Annotated in this window: 16 protein-coding genes; 7 read left to right on the top strand and 9 right to left on the bottom strand. The window is 49.0% G+C overall.

Translation table 11 applies throughout. The features are described 5' to 3' along the window. Positions 1–270: 270 nt before the first annotated feature. The 5 genes from ACKPVM_RS17020 to ACKPVM_RS17000 all read left to right on the top strand — a co-directional run bounded on the left by ACKPVM_RS17020 (position 271) and on the right by ACKPVM_RS17000 (position 3,358). Positions 271–510, top strand: coding sequence for a hypothetical protein (locus tag ACKPVM_RS17020; RefSeq protein ID WP_409310901.1), 240 nt, complete (start codon positions 271–273; stop codon positions 508–510). 79 nt (positions 511–589) lie between these two features. After that, complete coding sequence (gene xisR / locus ACKPVM_RS17015; protein ID WP_409310900.1) at positions 590–808, top strand: excisionase family protein; 219 nt, start codon at positions 590–592, stop codon at positions 806–808. Then, on the top strand, positions 809–2,044 hold the full coding sequence (locus tag ACKPVM_RS17010; RefSeq protein WP_409310898.1) for an Arm DNA-binding domain-containing protein: 1,236 nt from the start codon (positions 809–811) through the stop codon (positions 2,042–2,044). It begins immediately after the preceding gene. 48 nt (positions 2,045–2,092) lie between these two features. Then, a complete protein-coding gene (gene ttcA, locus ACKPVM_RS17005; protein WP_409310896.1) occupies positions 2,093–3,028 on the top strand; it encodes a tRNA 2-thiocytidine(32) synthetase TtcA in 936 nt (311 codons plus the stop codon). 48 nt (positions 3,029–3,076) lie between these two features. Next, a complete protein-coding gene (locus tag ACKPVM_RS17000) occupies positions 3,077–3,358 on the top strand; it encodes a hypothetical protein (RefSeq protein ID WP_409310894.1) in 282 nt (93 codons plus the stop codon). 239 nt (positions 3,359–3,597) lie between these two features. On the opposite strand, the gene zntB is transcribed toward ACKPVM_RS17000, so the two are convergent. Together zntB and ACKPVM_RS16990 are read right to left on the bottom strand one after the other, a co-directional pair. Next, positions 3,598–4,581, bottom strand: coding sequence for a zinc transporter ZntB (zntB, locus tag ACKPVM_RS16995; protein WP_409310892.1), 984 nt, complete (start codon positions 4,579–4,581; stop codon positions 3,598–3,600). A 7-nt stretch (positions 4,582–4,588) separates the two neighbouring features. Beyond that, complete coding sequence (locus tag ACKPVM_RS16990; protein ID WP_409310921.1) at positions 4,589–6,205, bottom strand: peptide ABC transporter substrate-binding protein; 1,617 nt, start codon at positions 6,203–6,205, stop codon at positions 4,589–4,591. A 379-nt stretch (positions 6,206–6,584) separates the two neighbouring features. Between ACKPVM_RS16990 and tpx the strand changes: the two genes are divergently transcribed. After that, positions 6,585–7,088 carry a thiol peroxidase gene (gene tpx, locus ACKPVM_RS16985; RefSeq protein WP_409310890.1) on the top strand — a complete coding sequence of 168 codons (504 nt, stop codon included), beginning with the start codon at positions 6,585–6,587 and terminating at the stop codon, positions 7,086–7,088. 56 nt (positions 7,089–7,144) lie between these two features. Here the strand turns inward: tpx and tyrR are convergent, their stop codons facing one another. The 7 genes from tyrR to pspA all read right to left on the bottom strand — a co-directional run bounded on the left by tyrR (position 7,145) and on the right by pspA (position 15,736). After that, on the bottom strand, positions 7,145–8,713 hold the full coding sequence (gene tyrR, locus ACKPVM_RS16980; protein WP_409310888.1) for a transcriptional regulator TyrR: 1,569 nt from the start codon (positions 8,711–8,713) through the stop codon (positions 7,145–7,147). A gap of 130 nt (positions 8,714–8,843) precedes the next feature. Continuing rightward, entirely contained in the window at positions 8,844–9,887 is a 1,044-nt protein-coding gene (locus ACKPVM_RS16975) for a TIGR01620 family protein (protein ID WP_409310886.1), read from the bottom strand. Next, the gene (locus ACKPVM_RS16970; protein ID WP_409310884.1) at positions 9,884–11,281 is read right to left on the bottom strand and encodes a YcjX family GTP-binding protein; all 1,398 of its coding nucleotides are present in this window, start codon (positions 11,279–11,281) and stop codon (positions 9,884–9,886) included. Before ACKPVM_RS16970 ends, ACKPVM_RS16975 begins: the two co-directional genes overlap by 4 nt. Then, positions 11,278–14,196: a DUF2339 domain-containing protein gene (locus ACKPVM_RS16965; protein ID WP_409310882.1), complete on the bottom strand. Its 2,919-nt coding sequence runs from the start codon at positions 14,194–14,196 to the stop codon at positions 11,278–11,280. The genes ACKPVM_RS16970 and ACKPVM_RS16965 overlap by 4 nt, the downstream gene beginning before the upstream one ends. 206 nt (positions 14,197–14,402) lie before the next feature. Continuing rightward, positions 14,403–14,768: an envelope stress response membrane protein PspC gene (pspC, locus tag ACKPVM_RS16960; protein ID WP_409310880.1), complete on the bottom strand. Its 366-nt coding sequence runs from the start codon at positions 14,766–14,768 to the stop codon at positions 14,403–14,405. After that, positions 14,765–14,995, bottom strand: coding sequence for an envelope stress response membrane protein PspB (gene pspB, locus ACKPVM_RS16955; protein ID WP_409310878.1), 231 nt, complete (start codon positions 14,993–14,995; stop codon positions 14,765–14,767). The genes pspC and pspB overlap by 4 nt, the downstream gene beginning before the upstream one ends. A gap of 75 nt (positions 14,996–15,070) precedes the next feature. After that, positions 15,071–15,736 (bottom strand): phage shock protein PspA, encoded by a 666-nt coding sequence (pspA, locus tag ACKPVM_RS16950; RefSeq protein WP_409310877.1) that lies wholly within the window; start codon positions 15,734–15,736, stop codon positions 15,071–15,073. Positions 15,737–15,967: 231 nt separating this feature from the next. Between pspA and pspF the strand changes: the two genes are divergently transcribed. Then, positions 15,968–16,966 (top strand): phage shock protein operon transcriptional activator, encoded by a 999-nt coding sequence (gene pspF, locus ACKPVM_RS16945; protein ID WP_409310875.1) that lies wholly within the window; start codon positions 15,968–15,970, stop codon positions 16,964–16,966. The last annotated feature ends 293 nt before the right edge of the window (positions 16,967–17,259 follow it).

Genomic DNA, 17,259 nt, shown 5'->3' with positions numbered 1-17,259 from the left:
CTGGTAGAGAGTTTACTCACTTAGTCGCGTGTCCACTAATGCTGGGTAAGATCACCATTCCCGGAATCGAAAACTGAACATAACGGCTACCCCGTTTACTGGCGATATTTTGAAACCGTTCAGGAAGCGGGTATTGAGGTTATTGCCGAGCAATATATTGCCTTTCACCAGACCAATAGCTATGCCTTTCTCTGCCCCGCTCATTGGGCTAAGGATTATGATATCGATCGGGATAAGGCGCGATGGCTTGATGGTTGGAAAAAGAAAAATATGCGATACGCGATCAAGAAAGTCGCAAAATCAGCAGAACGCTCTTTTGCCTTTCCATCACAACAACTGGCGCTAGAAAGCCTACTTCGTCGAAAAAAATATCATCTGATGCGGTTAAATCAGGATATCGCCATTATCACCACCGTTGTTGAAGAAATGAAAAAGCTGGATTTGTCGTCCCCTCAGTTCGAATACAACTTCGGGCATAACGCCGAAACGGAAAGCTGGACTTTCTTCTAACCAAAGCCCCTTCCTTACATAGACCAAACGACCAGAATACGGGCGTGTCTTTTGCATGCCCTTTTCACAAGGACTGACCATGACCAAATCATTGATTGTTTTCGATCGCGAGTGGGTTGTCGAAGATGAACTAAAAAACAAAACCGGGCTTGATGGGCGCCAAGTAGAACGATATCGGCAAGGCTGCTGGATTGAAGGTGTCCACTTCAAGCGCGTATCACCCACGGGCGAAAAAACTCAACGCGGTATTACCTGGTACAACCTTCCCGCAATAAATCAGCTTATCCGAGAGGCATAAATGGCAAAGCTTCCTACAGGTGTTGAAATACGAAGCGGAAGCCTCTGCATTTGGTTTATGTATCGTGGTGAACGTTGTCGGGAAATCCTGACTGGATGGTTGAATACCCCCGCAAACATAAAGAAAGCGGGTAACCTACGAACGATTATTGTGAGTGAAATTAACCTTGGGGAATTCGATTATACAAGGCGATTCCCTAACTCAGTCAGGGCGAAAAGAAATTCCACCAGCAAAATATCAACCTTTGGCGAGTTAGTTTCTACCTGGCTAAAAAACCGTGAAATAGAACTGGCAGCAAATACCTTACGAAAAACAAGCTCTCAGTTAAATACATTGGTTCATATCATCGGTGATATGACCCCTATTGCCGATATTAGCCAAAACGATATTTTGGGCTATAGAAATCAACTACTCCACGGAGAAACTCACTATCAAGTTATGGCTCGAAGCAACAAAAAAGGTCGAACAGTTAGAACTGTCGATAACTACATATCCCTTCTTTGCTCACTACTCCGCTTTGCATACCGGTCTAATTTCATATCAGGTAGGCCATTTGAGGGCATCAAGAAACTACAAAAAAGCCGCCCGCGTCCCGATCCACTTCTTCAGCATGAGTTCACTCAGCTCATAGAGAGTTTATCAGGACAAAGTAAAAACCTGTGGCAATTGGCGGTCTACACTGGGCTGCGGCATGGCGAATTGCTCGCGCTAGCATGGGAGGATATCGATTTGGATGCAGGTGTTATTCATGTCTCACGTAACTTAACCACCCTCGGGGATTTTGGCCCACCTAAAACTCTTGCAGGTATCCGTACAGTCACTTTACTTAAACCGGCTCTGGAAGCGCTCCGGTCACAAATACGAATAACGGGGAATCAGCGCCAAAATGAAATTGTCTATCACCACAGAGAGTATGGCCTTACTGAAACCCAGCATTTACGCTTCGTTTTTCTCCCTCGATTGCGCAAAGGTGAGCAAAAAATTAGTTACTCTTTCTCGTCCATCGGGCAATTGTGGAATGCTGCTGTAAAACGATCTGGTATTCGTCGTCGTAATCCGTACCATACGCGCCATACTTATGCTTGCTGGTTACTCTCGGCAGGTGCGAACCCTTCGTTTATTGCAAACCAAATGGGACATGAGAACGCGCAAATGGTGTATGAAATCTACGGAAAATGGATTGAAGACATGAATGAAGATCAGGTTGGCATGCTGAATCGGAAGCTCGCGCTGTGAATCGTTTTGCCCCTTTGGTGCCCCTTATGGGTGTAGGAACAAAATAAAATGCAAGAAAATCAAACACATAACAACAAACAGCAATACAACCTTAATAAACTGCATAAGCGTTTGCGCCGTAACGTCGGGGAAGCGATTGCTGACTTCAATATGATTGAAGAAGGCGATCGTATTATGGTTTGCCTGTCCGGTGGCAAAGACAGTTTTACGATGCTGGATATTCTGCGTAATCTGCAACAAAGTGCGCCAGTGAACTTTTCACTGATAGCCGTCAATCTGGACCAGAAACAGCCAGGATTTCCTGAACATGTTTTACCTGAGTATCTAGACGGAATCGGTATCGAGTACAAGATCGTCGAAGAGAACACGTACGGCATCGTGAAAGAAAAAATTCCGGAAGGAAAAACGACCTGTTCCCTGTGCTCTCGATTGCGTCGCGGCATTCTGTATCGTACCGCCACGGAATTAGGGGCGACAAAAATTGCGCTGGGTCACCACCGTGACGATATGCTGCAAACCTTGTTCCTCAATATGTTCTATGGCGGAAAATTAAAAGGGATGCCGCCAAAACTGATGAGTGATGATGGCAAGCATGTGGTAATTCGCCCATTAGCCTATTGCAAAGAAAAAGACATCGAACGTTTTGCGCAAGCCCGTCAGTACCCCATCATCCCGTGTAACCTATGCGGCTCTCAGCCCAATCTGCAACGTCAAGTCATCAAGGATATGCTGCGAGATTGGGATAAACGTTATCCTGGTCGGATCGAAACCATGTTCAGTGCGATGCAAAACGTTGTGCCATCGCATCTTGCCGATCACTCGCTCTTCGATTTTAAACATATTCGCCACGATAGCGGGATCATTGACGGTGGTGACCTGGCGTTTGATCGTGAAGAGTTTCCCCTGCAACCCGTTGGTTGGCAACCAGAAGATGAAGATGACACCTCGCCGCAAACCCGGCTGGATGTTTTGGAAATCAAATAATTAGGGGCAGAATGCCCCAAGTTTATACTCAATACTGTCTAAGGAATCATGATGGAGTCGAAAACAATAACCATTGAACGGTTAGAAAAGGAATTACAGGGGAAAATGAAGGTAAAAAAATGGGCATTTATTGGCGGGGTAGCCACCGTCGGATCTGCTTTTTTAGATATTTATTCCAACCCTTATGGCGATAGAACCTATGCCTTGGTTCAGATACTTCTGGCTGCAGGCTGTCTCGGATGGAGCCTCTTTTTGACTTATGATCAAAAAAAGCTGGAAACAACACTAGCCGCGTTACGTGCTGATAGCCAAGGTACGGACGAGGAATGAGCAAAAAAATGCCGACGATATCGTCGGCATGGTGTGAATCAATTGTGCTATGCAGTAATTCAAAAAAGGAAGTAAGACAATATGGAGCGCAACGCCCATCGCTTGACGTTGCATTCACCTGCGAGAAGGATAGTGCCGTACTATCATGTAAAAAATGTTGATATTGCTCAATTTAGACGTCATTTTTCAACTCACGCTGGAAGTCTGTGATAATCAACGCAATAACCATTCCTTGGTATTCATAGCCATTTACTACGTTTTAACCACCATGCAACGCCACCAACCAATAGCACCAACATTAAGCAGAACATTCCGAATCCAATCTTAGAATCGCCTCCCGGAATGCCACCCAAATTGACGCCAAACAACCCCGTCAAAAAGGTCGTCGGTAAAAAAACCATCGCTAATAGTGACATCGTATACGTTCTGCGGTTCATCGCTTCCGTCATCTGTGCCGTGATCTCATCCGACAGCACCGTCGTGCGAGCAATGCTCGAATCCAGGTCTTCCAGCCCTCGCCCCAACCTGTCGGCAATTTCCTGCATCCGACGGCGATCGTCATCCTGCATCCAGGGCAACTTCTCACCAGACAGCCGAGAAAAAACATCTCGCTGCGGCGTCATATAGCGCCGTAACACGATCAACTGTTTACGAATTAACGCCAACTCACCGCGCGGTGGAATTTTTTGCTCCAGCAGATCTTCTTCCAGATCGATAATTCTTTCATGTAGATCATCAATAAATTCACTGGTATGGTCGGTGAGCGATTCCGCAACCGACACGAGCCAACTCCCGCTATCCGTTGGCCCATTTCCTTCTTTCAGATCGGTCATGACCTCATCAATCGCCAGCACCTTACGTCGACGGGTTGAAATAATCAGCCGATCCGTAATGAATACTCTCATCGCAACCAACTGGTCTGGGCGGGAATCGACATTCAGATTAATGCTACGCAGCGTAATCATTGTCCCTTCTCCCAGGCGAGTCACTCTGGGACGAACACTCTCACCAGACAACGCGTCACGGACACTATCAGGCACTAAACGCGTTTCGCTCAGCCAGTGAGCACTGGCTGGCAATGTCGAATCCAGATGTAGCCAGCAAGGCTGGATGCTATCCGCAACATCGCGATCGCCGATAGGTTTCACGCCCCCCTGTCCATCCAGTTGGTAAGCATGTACCGCTCCCGAATGTTGCAACGCTTCTCCTTCAAACCATTCCATACTTGCCTCAGTGTTTCACGATATAAAGCGAATGACTGTAAGCGACATCCTCAGGGTTAGTAATCGGGTACCCTTTCACCCATGGTTTAATCAAACGACCATTCGTATATTGATAAATCGGTGCAATCGGTGCGTCTTCCATCAGAATACGTTCAGCGCGGTTGTAGTCGGCATTAACTATTTTGGCATCGGATTGATCGCCCACTTCATCCAGTAAGCGATCGTAATCAGCCCGTTTGAATCGAGCGATATTCCCGCTGTGATGTGACGTTAATAACGACAGGAACGTAGACGCCTCATTGTAATCTCCCACCCACGATGCTCGTACCACATCAAAATTACCGCTGTTACGGCTGTCAATATAGGTTTGCCATTCCTGATTGGATAATTTTACATCAACGCCTAACTTAGTCTTCCACATTGACGCCACGGCAATTGCAATCTTCTGATGGCTTTCCGACGTGTTATATAACAATGACAATTTCATGGGACGTCCTGGACCATAACCGGCTGCCGCCATCAACGCTTTCGCCTGTGCATCCAATTCGGCTTGCGTATATTGCTGCAACACACTTTCATCGGGTGTAAACCCGGCGGTAACGTCAGGTGTAAAGTGGTAGGCTGGCTTTTCCCCCGTTCCCAGCACTTTTTCCGCGATAATCTTCCGATCGATGGCATAGGACAGCGCCTTGCGAACTCGCGCATCATTTGTCGGCGCGCGTTGCGTATTAAACGCGTAGTAATACGTCCCCAATTGTTCTGGCGTATAAACCTGACCCGGCAGATCTTTCAGCAGTTTTCGATACATGTTCTTGGGAAATGACTCCGTGATATCGATATCACCGGAGAGATAGCGTTTTGTCGCGTTCGACTCTTGATTGATAGGAACAAATGTGACTTTCGTTAACGCCGTATTGGTATGATCCCAATAATATGGATTGGGCACCATAACCAGTTTTTCATTAACGACCCGTTGTGCCAGTTTGAACGCCCCATTACCGACCAAATTACCCGGTTTAGTCCACTCATTGCCGTATTTTTCTACCGTTGCCTGATGGACAGGAAAAAGGCTGAAATTCGCCATCAGGCTGACAAAATAAGGAACCGGTTTTCCCAGTTGTACGCTGAGCGTGTGATCATTAATCGCCGCTACACCTAATTTATTCGCGGGCATGTTACCCGCAATGATCTGATCGGCATTAAGGATTCCCGCTAAACGAGCGAACCAGGCAAATGGCGATGAATTTTCCGGGGAAACCAATCGTTGCCAGCTATAGACAAAATCCTGCGCGGTTACCGGATCGCCATTTGACCAACGTGCATCTTCCCGTAAATGGAAGGTGAAAGTCCGGTTGTCATTCGTTTGCCAACGCAGTGCCACACCCGGAACGGTGTTGCCGTTCTCATCCTGATTGACTAGCCCTTCAAACAGATCACGCGATACCTGAGCTTCCGGTAAACCGACCGCCTTTATCGGATCCAACGAAGCCGGTTCATCTTTGATATGCCGGACTATTTCCTGTTTCTCCGCTAATACTGTTCCCGCCGGTATCTGCGCCGCGCCCGCACTACCCGCCACGAGCCCCAAAAGTACCGCATAGCGAACAGCATTCCCATTTTTCATCATGAATTGCCCTTACCCATTAAAACGCTCGTCAGCGATAATCTCCCGCACGATAAAAGGCTCGCTTTCTGACAGGCTGTTAATCATATAACTAAAAGCATAATAGCCAATAAACCATCCATCGTAACCACTCGCTCATATACTCATTCAGCTTATGGCGATAACCACCGTAGGTGTCCAGGGAATATCTTAAGTTGCCATGATAAAAATAGACCAACAACACAGGGGCGATGAAATGGAAGGTGGCAGCATTGAGATAATTATTCATCACCACAATGTATTAGCGTTGAAAAACGCTCCCGGCGTTTTTTTATATCAATGTTGCTGATGTTGCCTTAAACTGAGAACGTGTTAACAACCTGTAACTGAGGAAGCATACATGTCACAGAACGTACATTTTCAAGGTAATCCAGTACCGCTATCAGGAACGTTTCCCGCGAAAGGAAACAAAGCGCCAGCTTTCACGCTGGTAGGCAAAGATTTGTCTGATGTTTCCCTGAGTAGCTATGCTGGAAAACGTAAAATTCTAAATATTTTCCCAAGCATCGATACCGGTGTTTGCGCCGCGTCAGTGCGTAAATTTAATCAACTGGGGTCTGAACTGGATAATACCGTGGTACTGTGTATCTCTTCCGATCTCCCGTTTGCACAATCCCGCTTCTGTGGTGCAGAAGGCCTGAATAACGTGGTCGTGCTGTCCACCCTGCGTGGTGCAGAGTTTAAAGACGCCTACGGCGTCGCGATTGCTGATGGTGCGTTGAAAGGGCTGACTGCACGTGCTGTTGTCGTGCTGGATGAAAACGACAACGTACTGTACGGCGAATTGGTGAACGAAATTACCACCGAACCGGATTACGATGCCGCACTGGCAGCATTGAAGTAAGGTTATTAAAAACGGCTGCTTTCGCAGCCGTTTGTTCCAACAACCGCTATCCCGCTTTATTCGTCAGTCTCATCGGCCACTTTACGTTGACTCAAACCATACTCCCGCAGTTTATTGGCAATCGCCGTGTGTGAAACACCGAGTCGTTTAGCCAGCTTTCGCGTACTGGGATAAGTCTGATAAAGGCGAGTGAGCACCGCGCGTTCGAAACGTTTACTGATGTCATCCAGCGAACCATCCAGCATTTCTTCATTGTGCTGAATGTCAGCCGAGAAGGCCGGCAAATCGATGTCCTGCATTCGCAGTTCATAACCTTCCAACTGCGTCAACGCTCGATAAATCGTATTTTTTAGCTGACGCACATTACCTGGCCAACCATATTGTGGCAGGAACTGTCGTAAATCTGCTGCCAACCTCGGTCGAGGAATGCCCTGTTCATCGGCAAAACGGGCAACAAATAATTCAGTTAACGGCATGATATCGGTCGGCCGCTCACGCAGCGGCGGCAACGTTAAGGTCAACACATTCAGGCGATAATAAAGATCCTCCCTGAATTCACCGCGCTGCACCATTTCCAGTAGGTTCTTTTGCGTCGCGCAAATAACACGAACATTGACATGCATCTCGTGATCTTCACCTACCCGGCGGAATGTACCATCATTAAGGAAACGCAATAACTTAGTCTGCATTTGAGCAGACATTTCTCCGACTTCATCCAGCAGAACCGATCCGCCATCCGCTTGCTCGAAGAAACCTTTTTTACCTTCCAATGCATTGGGATAGGCACCAGGTGCATGACCGTACAACTCACTTTCCATAACTTCATCAGGCAATGCCGCACAATTCAGCGCCAAAAACGGCTTTTTGCCTCGTGGTCCCCGCAAATGACAGGCTCGCGCTATCATGTCTTTGCCGGTTCCCGTATCGCCAACGATCAGCAAGGGCGCATCCAACATAGCCAATTTGCGAGCCTGCTCGACCACCTGACGCATTTTCGGACTGACAGCGACAATATGAGCAAATTCATTATCATCGTTCACGGCCAGATCCTGCAATTGCCGCCCCATTCGCACAGCGGATTTCAGCATCACCAGCGCACCTGCCGTGGTACTTTTACCTTCATCATTTTCCAGATGAATAGGCGTAATTTCCAACAGGAAATCCTGACCGCGGATCACCACACGCTCCATTGCCGTCATGCTGCCGCGATCCAACCATTCCGTGACGTTGTAACCAGGTATCAACGTCCCTATCGTCAAATTGCGGATTTTTTCGGCAGGTTGCTCGAACAACGCCAGTGCTGCGGGGTTAAACAGTTCAATCTTGCCATGCAAGTCGAGTGAAAACACCGGCTCCGGCATCGATTCCAGCAGTGCGGCCACCGCACGATGTTCTCGTTCTGAAGGCATAAAAGCGACGGTACGAACGTCGCTGACGCTTTCGATACGCCGAATTTCGGCCATTAATACGCGAAAATCCTCAAAATCCAGTGAGGCAAAATTAAGATAAATGCGACCAATGGGTGCAATCTCTATGCCCCGCAGATCGATATTGCGCAACACGAGGAGATCCAGCAATTCACGAGTCAGACCGATACGGTCTTCACAAAACACTTCCAGACGCATCAACAATGACCTTCTTCAACAAAAGCGACAGGGTAATAAGCGGAGATAATACCCTTTCGTCTGACACGTATGAAGCAAAGTGTCAGTAAAAGTTGACAGCTATGGAATATTCCATCTCTTTCCCGGCTAATCACCGCGCTTTTTGCAACGTGTCTTTCACCTGCCCAATCAGTTCACGACGGAAATCACCCAGACGCGGCTTATCATCCAGCCAAGGCAGTGGCCGACACAGTTCCATTGCCTTAATACCTAGTCTCGCTGTCAGCAGACCCGCACCAATTCCTTGTGCTGCTCGGGCAGAGAGACGCGCGGCCAAATCCTGCGACATCCAGTCCATACCGATTTCGCGTACCAGTTCCGAGGCACCAGCAAAGGCGATGTTCAGTAATACTAATTTGAACAAACGGATACGGCTAAAATAGCCCAGTTCGATGCCGTAAAGCGCGGCAATACGATTGATCAGCCGCAGGTTACGCCAGGCGATAAAAGCCATATCAACCAAGGCCAACGGACTGACGGCAATCATCAGGGTAGATTCTGCCGCCGAGCGACTGATTTCCCGTCGCGCCTGACTGTCCAGAACGGGTTGCACCAATCTGGCATACAGTTCCACAACTTCACGATCGTTATGGGTTTCATGTAGAGACGCCTGCCAGCGCTGCATTGCAGGATGTCCTTTATCCAACCCCGCCTGATGCGCCAGTTTTTCACAGAATGCTCGTCCATGCCCGATACCATGGCTATGCAGCAAATCGCGAGCGACATCGCGCTCTGCAGCGCGTTCGCGTAAGCGATAAAGCCGCCGCCATTCCACCGCTAGCGATCCGACACCAGCAACGACAATCAGGCTACCCGCCGTGATGCCGCCCAGCGCAATCCAGTCCTGCTGGATCCAAGCGTTATGTAGCGACTGGACACCCTGCGCAACAGCACTCACACCAAACAACGTTAACCCCGCGATGACCATGCGTCGCCACAGGCTGCGCTTAGGCCGTAACGCCTCGCTGACCACCGCTTCGGCAACGCCCTCTTCCGGCACCTCTTCCTCACGACTAACGGGGGAAAAACGTTCCGCGCCCTGCTCATCAAACGCAACATTGCCCCGTAACAGCGGCTGAGGTTCCTCCGGCAACACGTCATCAAACGTCACTCGCGGTTTCAGTGGCTCATTCATCGCAATTTATCTCCCAATAAAAACTCCATTACCGTATCCAGACGGATATGCGGCAACGGCGTGTCCACCGTCATTTCACGGGGACGAAATTCATCAAAATGGAACCCTTGAGTCTGCCAAAATGCGGCGCTCGGCAAACGAGGGGGCACCTCACCCGGATAAACCGTTAATGGTTGACCATCGCTGAGTCGATGCCCCTTCAGTGCTGGAATTTTTTGCCCTTGATGTTCAACAACGCCACTTTGCGTCGATTGAATGGAAGCAATCCCCGCACAGTCCATACTAATCCCTTCAAATGCGGCGTTCTGCCAGGCTTCCTGCACCAACTGCTGCAACAATGACACCAGGTTGGCATGTTGATCGGCAGTAATATGATCGGATTTACTGGCGGCAAACATCAGTTTGTCGATGCACGGTGAAAACAAGCGTCGAAATAATGTTCGTTTGCCGTAGTGAAAACTTTGCATGAGTTGTGTCAGCGCCAGTCGCATGTCGTTAAACGCGTGGATACCGCTATTCAGGGGTTGCAGGCAATCGACCAGCACTATCTGTCGATCAAAGCGAATAAAGTGATCTTTATAGAAGCCCTTCACGACCGATTGGCAATAGTAATCAAAGCGACGGCGTAGCATGCCAATGTTGGTTTTACTGTCAGCCGACGCCAATTTAGCCTCTCCCCATTTATCGACCTGCGGCCAAGGGAAAAATTGTAAAACAGGTGCTCCCGCTAAATCCCCCGGTAATACAAAGCGTCCAGGCTGAATAAAATGCAGACCTTCCCGTTTGCAGCGTACCAAGTAATCGGTGTATGCCTGCGCGATAGCGGCAAGTTGATTTTCATCAGCCGGTGCCAGCGGATCCAACTTCTCGCACAACGCCAGCCATGGCTTAGCCCACTCGGCGCGTTCGCCTTGTAACAACCCTGTCATCTGACGTGACCAGCTAAGATACGTTTGCTCAAGCAGCGGTAAATCCAGCAGCCATTCACCTGGATAATCGACAATTTCCAAGTACAGCGTCGAAGTTTCTTTAAAATGACGCAGCAAAGAATCATTAGAACGATAGCGCAGCGCCAGACGTATTTCACTCACGCCACGAGTCGGCGTCGGCCAGTCCGGCGGGGAGCCATACAACGCAGCCATGCCTTCATCATAGGCAAAACGCGGAACGCCGAGATCGCGCTGCGGTACGCGTTTGGCCCCCAGCAAGCGGCCTTCTCGCACAGCGGAAAACAATGGCAGATGTGCCCCACTGTGTATATTCAGTAATTGATTGACAAATGCCGTAATAAACGCCGTTTTACCGCTGCGACTCAGGCCGGTAACGGCCAATCGTAAATGGCGATCCACACTACGGTTAACCAGTGAATTAAATTCGTTTTGTAATCGTTTCATTGAATGACCGTTGTCTCCGACGGGTTGATCGATTTTTTGGGTGGCAGTGGCGCAAAATACCCCACAATCAAAATAAGGATAGCGACCCCAATAAATGCTACCGCACGCGCCAGCCCACCGCTGTTTGCACTATCCACCAGAAACAGTTTAAGAATGGTTAAACTCAGCAGCAATGCACCCATCATCCATCCGCTACGTTGCTGACGGCGAGTTGACCATACCATGCAAACCAATGCGGAAAATGTCCACAACAGTGCAAACGTTGCCTGAATCAGATGAGATCGCCACAATGCCGCCGCGTCCCACGGCGTCTCGGTATACCAGGCCAGTGCACGCATCAGCAGGCCATTCAGCAACCAGATAACCAGTGCCCACAGCCCCAGCCGACACGAACGCTTCAATGTGTGACTCGGTGGCGAATCACTTAACGCTCGGCGATACCACAACGCTAACGCAGCCACCCCAAAGGCCATACTACCCTCCAACGGGTTCAACAATGGCACATAAGGCCACGTTTGTGCGCCCCATCGAATCTGTCCATCCAGCAGATTAGCGCTTGCCAATAGCGTGAACAATGTTGCCACCAGTGGCACTAATCCCGTTCGGTTATACAACTGCGCCCAGTGCGTCAGCGGCCACAATCGGTGACGCGCTGGCAATACCAGCGCCAAAATAATTGTTGCCAGCAGAATGCATGACAGAACCGGCGCACCTTCGTCGATATAGGCTGGGATCAGAGGATACCAATACTGTTCGGCCATCAGGAAAAAGAAAGCCAGCGCCATCCAGAACAGCGATAGGTGAAAGGCCTGCGCTAACCGACGCGGTATATTTTCCGACTCGAGGTAGAGCAAACCATAAGCAATCGAAAAGCTGACGATCCACCCCAAAAACACGGCGATCTGCTCGCCGACGCTGAGTAATCGGAGTTGGCTATAACCAGAAAAATCAACCAGTTGGATAACGGCATACAGCATGAATAGCCACAGTAATCCACTACTGTAGCGCAGCATCGGCCATTTCAGGGACTTTCCTACTTTTTGCCATAGTAGGCAGGAAATCGCCATCAACGCCAAAAACAACGGTGGTTGCAGCAAATCCTGCGCTCGCCAAAGTGGTATAAACTCACTGCCGAGCCAAAACGCATTGGTGTATTCTCTTATTACGCGCCCGGCAATATAGAGGATCCAAATCAGCCACGACACCATACCCAGCAGGTAAAAAACCTGCGCAAACTTACGCCACTGCGTTTCAACCTGGCGATAATGCGACCAACACCAGGCGGCGCACAGTGAAGTCATCGTCAACATGCCACCGGTGAAAAAGATGAAGGCAAACGACGCTGACGACAATTCTCCCACCACGAAAGCGTATGCTACTGATAATGCGCCAAGCAGCAGCACAACAGAACCACTCCATCCCATGCGACGCTGCTTCTGATGCAGTCCACTCCACAGCAGACACACGCCTTCAACCATCCATACCATAGCAGTAGATTGCGCAGACAACGCTAATGGTACAGATAACGTCAAAAAGCAGCCCCCTAAACTAAGGGCAAACAAACCTAAACGCGGAGACGACCGACGCGTCAGCCCACCGAGCAGCAGATAACCCAGACCGTATGCCAAAGCCGATACCGCTGGCCCGTATTGCCAATGTTCGGTAATAAGGTACTGCATACCAAAGCCAATCAGCGGCGGCACAAATAATAGTACGCCATCGACCACTGGCTTACTCGTGGGCTGATGGCGCAAAGAAAACAACAACGCCCCTACGCCAAACAACAAAATATTGGCGATCAGAAACAGTTGGCTACTCAGATAAAAATCGCGCTGATAGTAAGCCGCCCCCCAGCTTGCGGCGACGCCAAAGGTAAAGATCAACCCCAGCAGATTGAGTTCTCGCCACGACTGCCGGGCACTTATCGCCAGAATACCCAGCGAAAGCAGCAGATAGTACGAAAATAGCACCACATGGCTACCGCCACCTTGTGATAGCAATAGCGGTGCCAGATAGCCACCGATACTCGCCAACATCGCCAGGCTCAATGAACGCTGCAATATCGCCAATCCCACGCTGGCGATACAGACCAATAGCAACAACGCGAATGCCCCGACATAGGGCAGCAAGAAATAAAGCCGAAACGCGCCAAATATCGTGATATACAACGCACCGACCGCCCCGCCTTGCAAAATAAGGGCGTAAAGCCGTTGTTGATGGCGTAAACGCCAGCCAAATACCAGCAATCCACTACTAATGAGCGCCGCAATACCTAACCGCCATTGAATCGCTAGCATGTCTCGTTCGATGGTGTATTTCATCAGGTAAGCTAGGCCAAAAAACAGCAGCAAAACGCCCACTTTTGCCAAAGGATTACCGCGCAGTAACCAACCGATTAATGAAGAAAGAATACCGGCATGTTTTTCCGTTGGGGTGTCATCTTCATCTCTAACATCAAAGCGTTCGGCGCGGGTATCTGCCCGGCGACTACGCCATTCCGACTCAGTCACGGAATGCACACGCTCAAGTGACGGCGTCACATTTTCTACCCTATCAGAACGCGGTTGACTCGCAGACTCGACCGGTGCATCCGTTCCCCATGCGGGGATGGGTTCAACCGCCGCCGATGCCGTAACCGTAGGCTCAGCCTGAGAAACAGTATGCGACGATGAAGTTGTACGTGACGATGAAGCTGTATGCGACGATGAAGTTGTATGTGACGATAGTGATGGGCTATTTATCTGCGCCGTTAAACGAAGCAAACTCACCTGTAGTTGTGCCATCGTCTGCTCTAGCTGCTCGTTCTTCTTTCTTAATTGTTTGCTACGCAGGAACACCACAATCATCGCTATCGGTATCACGATGAAATAGGCCAGCACGAACAGGCTACCGATAAAAATCGTTATATCATCCATGAAGCCCCTTCTTAATCATGAGTGAGATGAACAAAGCGTTTTACAGGAAACGGGGGGGAACGTACAAATCCCGCACTGACTCCAAATCTAGTACAGAATCATCCGGATAGCGGAAAGAGAGTATGATTTTGTTATTAACGACGCTGATTGACCGTTATGGAGACGTCTCACCGTAGCCGGTTTGATATCAGCGCCGTGTAATGAGATTACAACTGGCGAAAGCGGCTCTGTACGCCAAAGGTATCCGATGTGACATAGCGTTCAATATCACGTAGCCGTTGTTCACTTTTCATCAATGTGGCGTCCACATCATGAAGCCATTGCCCCGGCGTTTTCGACGCTTCATCCTGGTCGCGATAGTGCATCGCGGGTATCGGATCGAGGACAAAGCTCAGCGCGATATAAGCCACAATCGTGAAAAAGAACAACCCGAAGAACATGGATAACACGACGATGACCCGCACCAGTTTCACCGGGACATCAAAGTAGCGAGCCAGACCCGCGCATACGCCTTTGAGCATTCCCTCTTCCGGTATGCGATACAACGTTTTACCTGACCATGTATTCTTCATGACGATTTTCTCCAGTCCGGGTGTTCTGCATCCAGAATTTCTTCCAGCGCCTGAATTCGCTCACGCATACGCTGGGCGTTTTCAGTCAATTGCGTCAGACGCTGCATGTCGCTTTGTCCTAACTGAGCATTGTTTTGCTTACGCTGACTGTAATGTAGCCAAAGCCATATCGGCGCCACAAACAGCATAAAAATGGTCAGCGGTATGGCAAGAAACAAAGCACTCATCGTGTCTCCTTAATCATGGTGTTTACCGGTTACGGCTATCACCAACCCTGACGATAGCCCACCTACACAAGCCAGTTATTCTGCTGGTTTAACTTTAGCCTTTAGCGCGGCCAACTGCGCACTGATTTCATCATCAGCTTTCAATTCGGCAAATTGCTGATCCAGTGACTTTTGTTTACCCAGACCAACGCTTTCTGCTTCCGCTTCCATCGTATCAATCCGACGTTCGAACTGTTCGAAACGAGCCATCGCTTCATCCAGCTTACCGCTGTCCAGTTGACGACGCACATCACGGGACGAAGAAGCAGCCTGATGGCGTAACGTTAATGCCTGCTGACGTGCACGCGTTTCTGTCAGTTTGTTTTCCAACTCGCCGATTTCACGTTTCATGCGCTCCAACGTTTCATCAATACTTTCCGCTTCATGCTGCAACATGTCGATTAAATCGGTCAGCTTTTGTTTCTCAATCAACGCTGCACGTGCCAGATCGTCTTTATCTTTTCTCAGCGCCAACTCGGCCTTATCCTGCCATTGTGTCTGTTGAGACTGAGCCTGCTCAATACGACGGGCAATCTGTTTCTTTTCTGCCAACGCCCGCGCTGACGTCGAACGAACCTCAACCAGCGTATCCTCCATTTCCTGAATCATCAGCCGAACCAACTTCTGCGGATCTTCTGCTTTATCCAGCAACGAATTGATATTGGCGTTCACGATGTCGGCAAAACGAGAAAAAATACCCATAATCCAATCCTCTTAGCAATTTCCAGCGTCTGATTACGCCTGATTTATTATCCTGACCCGTTATGACGGATTAGGATGCGAGTCCGCTAAAGCTATATCAATAAGCGTGCCAATTTTTTGTTTGCAGTAACTCATTGAAAATTAAACATCCTTATATTTTGACTATTTTTCAACACCCGCTAAATTAGTTAAATACACTAACTGTTAGTAAAAATCACATGGTGTAAAGTGATGATGCAAGAAAAAGAAAACCTATTGGGCGAAGCAAACAGCTTTCTTGAAGTGCTTGAGCAAGTATCACAACTCGCGCAGCTTAATAAACCCGTTCTGGTGATTGGCGAACGAGGGACAGGCAAAGAGTTGATCGCCAGCCGTTTACACTACCTTTCCCCCCGTTGGCAGGGGCCATTTGTTTCACTGAACTGTGCGGCGCTAAACGAAAACCTACTGGATTCCGAACTGTTCGGTCATGAAGCGGGTGCCTTTACCGGCGCACAGAAACGCCACCTCGGACGGTTTGAACGTGCCGATGGCGGGACGCTGTTTTTGGACGAGTTGGCAACAGCTCCCATGTTGGTACAAGAAAAGCTGCTTCGGGTGATTGAATATGGCGTACTGGAGCGTGTTGGCGGCGGCCACGCATTACAGGTCGATGTTCGTCTGGTTTGCGCCACCAATGACGACTTACCCGCATTAGCCGCTAGCGGAAAATTTCGCGCCGACCTCCTGGATAGATTGGCATTCGATGTAGTGCAACTTCCCCCCTTGCGCGAACGTCAGCAGGATATCATGTTGCTGGCTGAGCATTTTGCCATTCAGATGTGTCGGGAACTGCGCCTGCCGCTATTTCCCGGCTTTACGATGCAAGCTCGTGAAACCCTTTCGAGCTACAGCTGGCCTGGTAATATTCGTGAATTAAAGAATGTGGTTGAACGCTCCGTCTACCGCCACGGTAACAGCGACAAGATGCTGGATAATATCATTCTCAACCCTTTCCAGAAGCCGGCATCCACCACCCAATCCCCGTTGACGCCGCAACACTCTCAGGATGAACAACCTGATTTGCCGTTGGATATGAGGCAATGGCAGTTGTCTCAGGAAAATGCGCTGCTCATTCGGGCATTGAATCAGTCGCGTTTTAATCAGCGTAAGGCGGCGGAACTCCTGGGATTAACCTACCATCAACTGCGCGGGTTACTGAAAAAACATGCCATCGTCGTGAACGAATAACCTGACATTAAGTCAGGTTTAAGCGGAGGCAGATAAGGAATGAAAAACAGCGCTGTTGATAAAATTAAGATAAAAAAAAGCCAGCGCAGAGGCTGGCTAAAATAATACTGGAAGCAATGTGAGCAATGTCGTGCTCTCCTTCAGTGCCTACGTAAGAAGCAACTGCTGAAGTGCGGAAATGATGATAATAGTTATCAGTATCATCTGTAAAGCACTTTGTTGAGAATTTTTCTCATTTCCATACAAAGTATGAGGTTCTGACTGCTCAAACATCATCCAAACCGCTCACTCAG

It is taken from the genome of Pectobacterium hainanensis, from assembly GCF_046237015.1.
Taxonomy (GTDB): Bacteria; Pseudomonadota; Gammaproteobacteria; order Enterobacterales; family Enterobacteriaceae; genus JBJYIN01.
This window is presented reverse-complemented; position numbering and strand designations above follow the sequence as displayed.